The sequence below is a fragment of the Bernardetia sp. genome (assembly GCF_020630935.1).
Taxonomy (GTDB): Bacteria; Bacteroidota; Bacteroidia; order Cytophagales; family Bernardetiaceae; genus Bernardetia.
Genome location: NZ_JAHDIG010000103.1, coordinates 1 through 9,906 on the forward strand (window position 1 = coordinate 1; position 9,906 = coordinate 9,906).

A 9,906-nucleotide genomic window follows, 5' to 3' on the forward strand; every position below is an offset into this window, starting at 1 on the left:
TTTTGGCAAGCCGTCATGCTATTGAAAATGTAGAACTGACAGACAAAATTGATGGGGTTTTGAATATGCTTAGTGATGCTGTTTTGAAATAAATTATTTTCTACTGTTGGTCATCGTTTTAGGTTATGATATTACAATGACCCACAGTAAATAATAAATAATTGCTAATTAACGTGAACTCGGGATTAAAAACCAATCTTAAGTGCTTCTCTATACACTACAGAAACTATTTTCGGTCTGCTCTAACGAGACTGACCTACTTTTAATCAAGGTCAGCCCAAAGGGCAGTACCGAAGATTAAATAATATCATAACTTATTGATAATCAATAAATATAATCCCGAGTTCACGTTAATTACAATTTTAAGATGGCAATTCCATTTCTTTATTCAAATTCTTGATGGTTTCTTCTGGAACTTCATTTATATCTAAAACCATCAAACCGTCAAGTGCATTATTGAACTTAGGGTCAAGGTTGAAAGAAATAATTTTTGCGTTGAGTTGAATATACTTTTTGAGCAAAACAGGAACAGAAAAACGATTAGGTTCTAAATCCCACAAAAGTTTGTCTAATTGTGTCAAATCATGTGTACCTTCAAAAAGTGCGTCTGTATCCAATAAATTTAATTTTGGTTTGTAGGCTTTTCTTGGTTTGACAAAGCCAGCTAGTTTTTCATCATAAAAATAACGCTGAATAAACTGTACAATGAGTGTTCTTGAAGCCTCTGTATAATGACTACTAATACTGACTGGACCTACCAAATAACGATATTGAGGGTTTTGAAGTAAGAAAAATAAAATTCCCTTCCAAAGTAAAAACAAAGGAAGTCGTTTTTGTTGATATTCTTTTACAATAAACGAACGCCCAAGTTCTAAGGACTTTTCAAGGTAAGGTGTAAATTCATCCCTCATCTTGAAAAGACTTTCCAAATAAAACCCCTTTTTACCAAAACGACGCATAATTTTGTCGCCTCTACCAACACGGTACGCTCCTACAATTTTATGTTCGTCTTTGTCCCAAATAAATAAGTGATGATAATACAAATCAAACTCATCTAAATCTGTTTTCTTATTTGTCCCTTCTCCAACCTCTCTAAATGTAATTTCACGTAACCTTCCTATTTCACTCAAAATACTAGGAATTTGATTCGAATTGGCTACATAACCTTCATAATTTTGCTGAACAAAGAGTAGTTTATCTGCTTTTTTAAGATTTTCTACTTCTTTTATAAGTTTTTCCTTTGGATTTGCCTTTACAATTTCTTGAGGTTTGGAAGGAAATTTAAAAGAAGGATAATAAAACTTTTTCACTTCCATGGTTGAACCCAAGGCATACGTTTTGGCTCTCAAAAAACGTCCGAATCGCTCAATATCTTCAAAATCTTCTTGGCTTTTTAATGTTATAGGGTGTCCTATACGTATTCTGACTTCTTCATTTTTCTTGTTAAACATTTCACGAGGAATAGATGCTGTACGCAAAAGAGGATGTATTCTGCCAATCAGATGAAAAATACGGCTATTGCTTCCTTGAAAATAAACTGGAACTATCGGAACTTTAGCTTTTTTGATGAGTTTGAGCGCAGGCACTTGCCACTGACGGTCAGAAATAGTTTTTAGTTTAGGCTGATAACTAGATACTTCTCCAGCAGGAAAAATACCAAGTGGTTTGCCTTCACGTAGTTGTGTGAGAGCTGATTTCATTCCAGCCATACTAGAATAGGCTTCTTTATGGTTTTCTAATGGGTTTACTGGAATGACATACTTCGAAATACGTTCGATTCTCTTCAATAGAAAATTTCCCATCACTTTAAAATCTTCACGCTGTTCAACCAAATAACGCATCAATAAAAGTCCGTCAACCAAGCCAAATGGATGGTTAGAGACCGTAATAAATGCACCTTCTTTTGGAATGCGTTTCAATTCTTCTTCATTGACAATCGTTTTGATATTCAAAAACTCAAAGAATGATTTTAAAAAATCCAGACCTTCGTTGGTAGCGATGGCTTTGTAAAGGTCGTTTGCCTGTTGTAGCTTTAAGGCACGCATCAGAAGCCCTGCAAAAAGCTCAATATGGTATTTGTTGAGGTTGGTAGCTTCTATAAAATCAGCTTTGTCTATCAAATTTTTTATTTCATTGGCTGATTCTAAGTTCTGGGTTTCTATATTTTTATTGCTTTCCATAAGAACAGTAATAAGTAGTTTTAGATAAGTTTTTTTAGGTTTAGCAATATAAGAAAGTCATTTTGAAAAAAATTGAAGTGGAAAATAAAAATAATGAAAAAGAAAGTTAAGATTTTATGAAGCAAAAAAAATCCACTTCAGAACCTAAAGATAAGTTGAGAAATGGATGTTTTTTTCGAAGCGATTAAATCTAGTTTAGAAATCGTCTGCGCTAAGCCTGCCTTCGTCTTTGTAATCTTGATAATTCTCATCGTCTTCTTCTGGAGCAGGAGGAATATCTAGACTATCGATGAGCTGTTCGATTTCAGCAGCTTCTTCTTCTGTTTTGTCTATAAAAAACTCTAGTGCAGGAACTTGTCTGAATTGATGGCGAACACGTTTGCCTAGTTCACTACGAATCAGACCACTTTTTTTCTCAATCTCTTCCATTACAGCATATTGCTTTACTGGAGGAAAAACACTTACGTAAATTCTGCAAAGTCCTAAATCGGGGGCAGATTTTACATTAGTAATTGTTACTAAAGCATCTTTTCCTATACTTTGAATCTGAAAAATTTCGCCTATATCTTTCTGAATTATCTTCGAAACCTGTTTTTGTCGTTGGCTTTCGTTTTGCATATTATTTTTTTCTGTTGTTTTTTTAGTGATTATTTCAAAATAACTGAATACACTACCAAAAAGTTCTTTCTTTATTTAAAAACAGCTTTAGTCGCTCCATATCCAAACTTGTCTTTATAAGCATCTTGATAAAACTTGACGTGGGGATGCTGACTCAATCTTCTATGAATTTCTTGTCTTAGTTTTCCAACACCTATTCCATGAATGAAAATAATGGATTCCATATTGGCAGCTAAGGCTTTATCCAAATACAATTCGAAGTATTCTAACTGCATTGTAATTATGGCTTCATTAGTCATTATGTCGTAATGGTCTGGAGCAAGTTCTTCTATATGCAAATCAATCTCTTTGGGAGGAGCTTCTGTTTTATAAGGAGACACCTTAGAGCTATTTTCTATGATTCGTTCTCTCAAATTAGCAGCATCTACTACTTGCATTTTTTCTGGCTCTAAATCGAGTTTAATTTCTCTTCCTTCTACTCTAAAAAGATATGATTCTCTTTCCAAAACAGGTGCAGTTCTCTTTACTCTGAAAAAAGAATTATTAAAACCCATCTTAAAAAATAGACTTTGTTTGGGTTCGAAGTCCCCTTTTTTGAAGAAAATAGCTCGTATAATCAGAGGATTCCAATTATTAAACTCTTCCCTACTTAACCTATGCACTTTAGGAGCATTTTGCTTGTCAATTTTTTCTGAAAAAAGATGTTTTTCAGTTCCGTCTTCTAGCTGCTCACTTACTGTAACAAGCATAGAATACGATATATTATTTACAAGATAAACATTCAACAATTTATCATTGAAATCAGTAAAGGCAAGGTAAATCCCTTCTCCGACAGTAGATTTTTTTACTTTTTTGGTGGGCTTTAAAATTGGCTTTTCTTCTTCCTCTACGATAGGTGATTTTTTACCAAAATACTTCTCTTCTTGTTTATTTATAATAACAACTTCAGCTGCCATAACAGGCAAACGAAAACCATCTTCTATTTCTATTTCTACTTGTCCGTGCTTTAGTATTTTTGTAACAGTGCCTTCTTCTGTTCCTGAAAGCATACGCACTCTATCCCCTATTTTCATGGATTTGTTATTTATATAATGATTTTTTTAGAGTACTGGACATCAATAGATATTTGCTGTTCTGTGAGCCACAGAACAGGGAAAAAATACCGTTCGTTGGTGTTTTAGCGTAGCGACACCAACAATTTTTTATCTCATGTCCAGTACTCTATGATTTTTTATCAAAAATACAGTTTTTGAATTTGTGAAACAAGAATAGCAATTTATGTTAGAAATTACCTTTTTCTAAATTTTGGATTATTACTTCTTCGTCCTTTAGTTTTAGATTTAGGTCTTCCCAAATTAACAGAGTTTGATTTTCCTTTTTCTCCTTGTGTTCGGTTGCGTTGTCTGTTTTTTTTGTATGCTCCAGCTCTTCCACTCATCTGTCTAGCAGCTAGTTCTGCTTCTTCAATATCTTCTTTTGTTGGAGCTGTTGGTTCAAAGCCTTCTGCTATCTTTACCTCAATCTCTTCTTTGACAAGCCTTTCGATGTTTTTTAAAAACTCTACTTCATCGTGAGAAACTAGCGAAATTGCATCACCACCTGCTCCTGCTCGCCCAGTACGCCCAATTCTGTGTACATAATCTTCTGCCACATTAGGCAATTCGTAATTAATTACATACGGTAAAAGTGGAATATCCAATCCCCTTGCAGCAATGTCAGTGGCTACCAAGACACGAATTTCTCCATCTTTAAAGCCTTGAAGTGCCTTTGTACGAGCATTTTGAGTTTTGTTACCATGAATTGGAGCAGCTTTTATACCTTTTTTATTCATTTTGTCACTCAAACGGTTTGCACCATATTTTGTACGAGTAAATACCAAGACTTGCTCCCAATTTCCTTCATCAATAAGTTGAATAATCAAATCAGATTTGCGTGTTTTATTGACACTATAAACTACTTGATTGATTTTCTCTACTGTCGTATTTTCTGGAGTAGCTTCTACAGTTACGTGATTTGTGAGTATTTTTCCTGCCAACTCTTTTATCTCTTTAGAAAAAGTAGCCGAAAAAAGTAGATTTTGTCTTTTTGTAGGAACAAGTTTGATTACTCGTTTTATATCATGGACAAAACCCATATCTAGCATTCTGTCTGCCTCGTCTAACACTAAAATTTCTACATCTGCAAGAGAAAGAGCTTTCTGATTTTCCAAATCCAACAAACGACCGGGGGTAGCTATCAAAACATCTACACCATTTTTGAGTGTTCTGATTTGTGGATTCTGATTTACTCCTCCAAAAATAACAGCACTACGAATATCTAAAAACTCGCTGTACGCCTGTACATTTTCAAAAACCTGTGCAGCCAGTTCACGAGTAGGAGTAAGAATAAGACATCTTAAAACACGCCTTCTGATTTTGGAACGTCTTTTTTCATTTTGAGTAAGTAACTGAAGCATCGGAAGTGTAAAACCTGCTGTTTTTCCTGTGCCTGTCTGTGCTGATGCTAAGACATCTTTTTTATCTAACACATGTGGAATTACTTTTTCTTGAATAGATGAAGGTGAAGTATAACCTTGTTTTTCTACAGCTTGAAGAAGCTCATCTGAAAGACCTAAATCGGCAAAAGAAATAGTCTTGTTATTATTATTTTCTGACATATAAATGAATTGTGAAATGAGCATTTATACATCACAAACAAAAAACTTTAGAATCAAATCTTTTATTCGTCAAACCTCATTTCGAAGTGTAATACAAAGATACTACTTATTTTTTGATTGACAGAGCAATTATATTATTCAAAACAAAAAATGATAAGTCAATAACCTAGCAATCTACAAACTTTTATCTAAAAAAAAGAATTTTTAAAAAATATTTTAAAAATTTTTACGAAATAATATGCTCATTTTGAGCGTTTTAACCAAATAATAATTTGAATAGTAGTTTTAATACAAAACCTTCTTCTGATTTTTTGCGTAATAATAAGCATAATCACTTTAAGTAATAAGTTTTATAAAACTATAACTACTTAATAATAATTTTAAACTTACTTTAAAGTAAAGTTTGTTTATTTTTATATTGATTATGACCTACCAAAAAATCATATCGCCATGAATGAATTAATCACACTTTTAGAAGCTCCTTACAATCTAATTTATGGAGTGTTGGGAGCAATTTCTATCGGAATTTGGCTTATCTCAGCAGTGGGTTTGTTTAGTCATAGTGCAATAGAAGGTCTGATGCCACAAGCTGACTTTGATGTAGATGCTGATATGGACATTGATGGAGATGGAGGAGGTTTGGGACACGGTCTGATGAATTTTCTTAGTGTCGGACAAGTTCCTATTTCTATTATCCTAACTGTCTTGTTTTTCATACAGGCTATCATTGGAGTTTGGCTCAATCACTTAGCTGTTGAGCAGTTAGAACTCTCGCTCTCTTGGGAGTTTTGGACAATGTTTTTTATCAATTTTGGAATCTCTTTCTTTGCTGCTGTGTTTGTTGCAGGTTTTGTACTCAAACCTATCAAACCGTTTTTTAGAGATTACGGAGTAGCAACAAAGGCAAGCAGTTTGGTCGGACAAGTTGCTAAAGTGTCATCTTCTAAAGTAACTTCTACTTTTGGTAGTGCAACCTTCAAATTAGATGGAGGAGATATTGTAGATATTTCTATTCGTACGGCAGAAAAAGAGGCTGTTTTTGTCAAAGGACAAGAAGTAGTCATTGTAGATTTTGACAAAGAAAAAAATCTCTACTTCGTAATGCTCAACTAATTAGCACAGACTTTTAGTCTGTGAAAGACTTATCATTTATTTTATTTACTCAAACAGACAAGATGTCTGTTCTACACCTTTATTCCAATGTGAACTTCATATAATCTCGTTTTTGCGAAAACTATTTTCGCACGGCTTTTCTTTCTCAAAACTTGACAAAAATTAACAAAATTTTGCTTTCTTGTGGAAATAATGAAAAGAAAAGTCTTTTACTCTTATCTATTTATTCAACTCTGAATTATCAATCAGTCATATTGTAATTATTCAATTCGTAATTGAAGATGATAATTCGTAACTTAAAATAACCATGGAAGCAATTATTTTGCAATCTAGTGCCTCTAATGGCATACCAGCGTTTGTCTTTGTGGCTGCTGGAATTATCCTCTTTCTCGTTTTTTTGGTGGCTTTGCTTAGAGCTTTTTTAAAGAAGGCAAGCCCTGGAACAGCCCTTGTCAAGACAGGTTTTGGACTACAAAAAGCCTCAGTTTCGACCAGTTCGGCAATCGTAATTCCACTTCTTCATAAAATTGAAACGATAGATTTAACAGTCAAAACGGTCAGAATCAGAAGACGTGAACACGAAAGTTTGTCATGTAAAGATGGTATTCGTGCAGAAGTAGAAGTTGATTTTTATATTAAAATTAACTCAATGGATGAAGATATTCGTCGTGTGGCAAGTGCCGTAGGATGTAACAGAGCTTCTGATATTGGAATTATTAGAGAGCTTTTTGAGGCGAAATTTTCAGATGCTTTGAAAACAGCAGGTTCAAAACTTACTTTTGATTCGCTTTACCAAAACCGTACAGAGTTTAAAGAGCAAATCATGAAAGCTCTAGGACAAGATGAAGATTCGGATGTTATTTTGAATGGATATAGATTAGATGACGTAGCGATTCAGTATTTGGAGCAACTTCCATTGTCTCAACACGACGACCAAAACGTTTTGGATTCGCAGGGTATCAAGGAAATTGCACAACGTACAGCATCACAAGCAGAGGCTGCCAACCTTCGTTTACGTGAAAAAGAAGTTCGTATTGCAGAACAAGACCAAGCAGCACAAACCCGTCAGTTAGAAATTACACAAGATTTAGAGTTTAAATCTGAAAAGCAAAAACGTGAAATTGCAGAAGCGCAATCAAGAGAAAGAGCTTTAGCTGAAAAAACAAAGCAAGAGCAAGAGTCTATTGAGCAGCAAGCTCTTATTGCTAGAGAATTAGCAATTAGTTTGGCAAATCAGAAGAAAGAACAAGAGTCTGTTGTTGCTGAAAAAGCAAAAGAACAAGCTGTAAGTGTAGCTGATGAAAATAAAGTTAAAGAAATTGAATTGGCTCGTATTCGTAGAGAAAGTGAAGTTGCTGAGCAGCTTCGTGAAAAACTCAAAATGCTAGAGGAAACAGCAAAACAAGAAGCTGAAAAAATCAAAGCAGAAGAGCAAGCCAAAACAGTTCAAGCCGTAGAGGTGGCAAATCGTGATAAGGAAATTGAGGTAATTAAGGCAAAACAAGAAGCTGAAACACAACTGACTAACCAGCGTGTAGAGGCAGACATTAAAGCCTATAACTTGATTAAAAATGCACAATCGAAGCAAGAAGCTGCTGAACTAGATTTGAAAACAGCTGATAAGCAAGCTCAAATTGAAGTCATTGAGGCAGACAAAGAAGCGAAGAAAGAACTCATTGCTTTCAATGTAGATGTAGATGCAGAAGCCTACCGTTTGAGAACCGTAGCACAAGCAAAATTAGAAGCTGCCGAACTAGAAAGCAAAGCAGCCGAATTGCAAGCACAGACTATCAGACAGATTGGAGAAGCAGAAGCAGATGCTCTTTTGGCTAAGATTGAAGCTCAAAATAAAGTGGGTAAAAATCTTATCTTGGCAGATGCTATCAAAGAGCTTATTCCTTTATTGCCTACCATTATGGAAAAACTTATGGCACCAGCAGAAAAAATTGATAGTATCAAGTTCTTGAATATCAATGGAATGCAAAACGGAATGGGAACGTCTCCAAACGGTGCTGCTAATGGAAATGTATTTGGTGGAGCTTCTTCGCCGATGCAAAACATTATGGGTACAGTTATGGGAGTTGGAATGGCAGTTCCGATGCTCAAAGAAGTTGTCAAGACTATAAAATCAGACAATGATTATGGTGATGTCTTGGAAATGGTAACGAGTATCCCAGGTGGTGAAAAACTTTTGAGTTTTATCGAAAACTTCAATGAGGCTGAAAAAGCTAAAGAAGAAGCTCAAAAGGAAGAAAAGAAAGATGATAATATCTCTGATGTAGAATACTTATAATTTGTAGCTTAAATAACGTGAGTTTGGATTATAAATATCCTTTAGAATAACTTAAAATAGATTATATGTTCTTTTCAATCTGCTACGATGAGACTAGCGATATTGATAAAATCAGATAAAAAAGCAAGTTGAAATATCTCAATAAGTGGTAAAATATAATCACAAATTCACGTTAAATAATTTTCAAGTTATATCTCAGATAATTTTATGTATAAAATAAAAAACGCCATGAAAACAGAAGAACAACGCTTATTGGAGCAAGAAATTCGTAATCTCAGAAAGCAAAACACAATTTTAAAAAAAGAGCTATCTACTCTAGACAAAAAATCTATTTTGTTTGATGAAATGATTGAGTTAGCAGAAAAAGAGTATAGAATTTATAAGCAAAAAAATGCAAATAATAAATAGAGCAAATTTGAAATTTATAAATAGTCCTTTCAGCTAAACACTACCATCATTACGATTTACACCCAAACCTACTTTAGTTTTGGGTGTTTTTTTTTATGCTAATCTTTTTCTTTATTCATTTCTAAATAAATCGTATCATTTTCTTTAGGAGAAGTTACAAAGCCTATATATCCTTCCTTGTCAAAATCTATCATATAATCACTACAATATTCGTGAGTGAGCTTATAAACACCATTTTTATTGGTAAAGACAGGTGTTTTGAGACTATCTTTATGAACTGTTGAAAGATAGATGCTTACCTCTACATTTTCTAAAGGCTGCCTAGTAGTTCTGTCAAGCACCACTCCAGTTGATTCTGTATGACAATCACAAGAGGTAGAAAGAAAGATATACACAGAGAAAATCAAAGTCAGAAATAGCTTTTGCATAAAAATTAAATAGATTGAAAATGGAAATAACTTTTGGTTAGTAAACAACAATTCAGCTCACAACAAAACAACAACTACGAAATTCATTACTTAAAGATAGTATTCCAAGTAGAGTACTGGACATGAGATAAAAAGTTGTTGGTGTCGCTACGCTTAAACACCAACCTTTAGTTTAGCAGTATCAAATTTAGTTGCAAAAAACAGCTAAAA

The 9,906-nt window shown here is 34.0% G+C and carries 8 protein-coding genes; 3 read left to right on the forward strand and 5 right to left on the reverse strand.

Annotated elements, in window-relative coordinates:
• Positions 1-362 precede the first annotated feature (362 nt).
• The 4 genes from QZ659_RS19165 to QZ659_RS19180 all read right to left on the reverse strand — a co-directional run bounded on the left by QZ659_RS19165 (position 363) and on the right by QZ659_RS19180 (position 5,454).
• A complete protein-coding gene (locus QZ659_RS19165; protein ID WP_291728445.1) occupies positions 363-2,180 on the reverse strand; it encodes a lysophospholipid acyltransferase family protein in 1,818 nt (605 codons plus the stop codon).
• Positions 2,181-2,375: 195 nt separating this feature from the next.
• Positions 2,376-2,798 (reverse strand): 30S ribosome-binding factor RbfA, encoded by a 423-nt coding sequence (rbfA, locus tag QZ659_RS19170; protein WP_291728447.1) that lies wholly within the window; start codon positions 2,796-2,798, stop codon positions 2,376-2,378.
• Positions 2,799-2,869: 71 nt separating this feature from the next.
• Positions 2,870-3,871 (reverse strand): Smr/MutS family protein, encoded by a 1,002-nt coding sequence (locus tag QZ659_RS19175; RefSeq protein WP_291728449.1) that lies wholly within the window; start codon positions 3,869-3,871, stop codon positions 2,870-2,872.
• A 215-nt stretch (positions 3,872-4,086) separates the two neighbouring features.
• On the reverse strand, positions 4,087-5,454 hold the full coding sequence (locus QZ659_RS19180) for a DEAD/DEAH box helicase (RefSeq protein ID WP_291728451.1): 1,368 nt from the start codon (positions 5,452-5,454) through the stop codon (positions 4,087-4,089).
• Positions 5,455-5,904: 450 nt separating this feature from the next.
• Here QZ659_RS19180 and QZ659_RS19185 point away from each other — a divergent pair, with 450 nt between their 5' ends.
• From QZ659_RS19185 to QZ659_RS19195, 3 genes are all read left to right on the forward strand, one after another.
• Positions 5,905-6,567: an OB-fold-containig protein gene (locus QZ659_RS19185; RefSeq protein ID WP_291728453.1), complete on the forward strand. Its 663-nt coding sequence runs from the start codon at positions 5,905-5,907 to the stop codon at positions 6,565-6,567.
• Between the two features lie 307 nt (positions 6,568-6,874).
• A complete protein-coding gene (locus QZ659_RS19190) occupies positions 6,875-8,860 on the forward strand; it encodes a flotillin domain-containing protein (RefSeq protein ID WP_291728455.1) in 1,986 nt (661 codons plus the stop codon).
• A 228-nt stretch (positions 8,861-9,088) separates the two neighbouring features.
• Positions 9,089-9,268 (forward strand): hypothetical protein, encoded by a 180-nt coding sequence (locus QZ659_RS19195; protein WP_291728457.1) that lies wholly within the window; start codon positions 9,089-9,091, stop codon positions 9,266-9,268.
• 98 nt (positions 9,269-9,366) lie between these two features.
• Here the strand turns inward: QZ659_RS19195 and QZ659_RS19200 are convergent, their stop codons facing one another.
• Positions 9,367-9,696, reverse strand: coding sequence for a hypothetical protein (locus QZ659_RS19200; RefSeq protein WP_291728459.1), 330 nt, complete (start codon positions 9,694-9,696; stop codon positions 9,367-9,369).
• Positions 9,697-9,906 lie beyond the last annotated feature (210 nt).

Coding starts and splice junctions, on each gene's coding strand:
- QZ659_RS19190 (WP_291728455.1), top strand. CDS start 6,875: ATGGAAGCAATTATTTTGCAATCTAGTGCCTCTAATGGCATACCAGCG.
- QZ659_RS19195 (WP_291728457.1), top strand. CDS start 9,089: ATGAAAACAGAAGAACAACGCTTATTGGAGCAAGAAATTCGTAATCTC.
- QZ659_RS19165 (WP_291728445.1), bottom strand. CDS start 2,180: ATGGAAAGCAATAAAAATATAGAAACCCAGAACTTAGAATCAGCCAAT.
- QZ659_RS19175 (WP_291728449.1), bottom strand. CDS start 3,871: ATGAAAATAGGGGATAGAGTGCGTATGCTTTCAGGAACAGAAGAAGGC.
- QZ659_RS19185 (WP_291728453.1), top strand. CDS start 5,905: ATGAATGAATTAATCACACTTTTAGAAGCTCCTTACAATCTAATTTAT.
- QZ659_RS19180 (WP_291728451.1), bottom strand. CDS start 5,454: ATGTCAGAAAATAATAATAACAAGACTATTTCTTTTGCCGATTTAGGT.
- rbfA (WP_291728447.1), bottom strand. CDS start 2,798: ATGCAAAACGAAAGCCAACGACAAAAACAGGTTTCGAAGATAATTCAG.
- QZ659_RS19200 (WP_291728459.1), bottom strand. CDS start 9,696: ATGCAAAAGCTATTTCTGACTTTGATTTTCTCTGTGTATATCTTTCTT.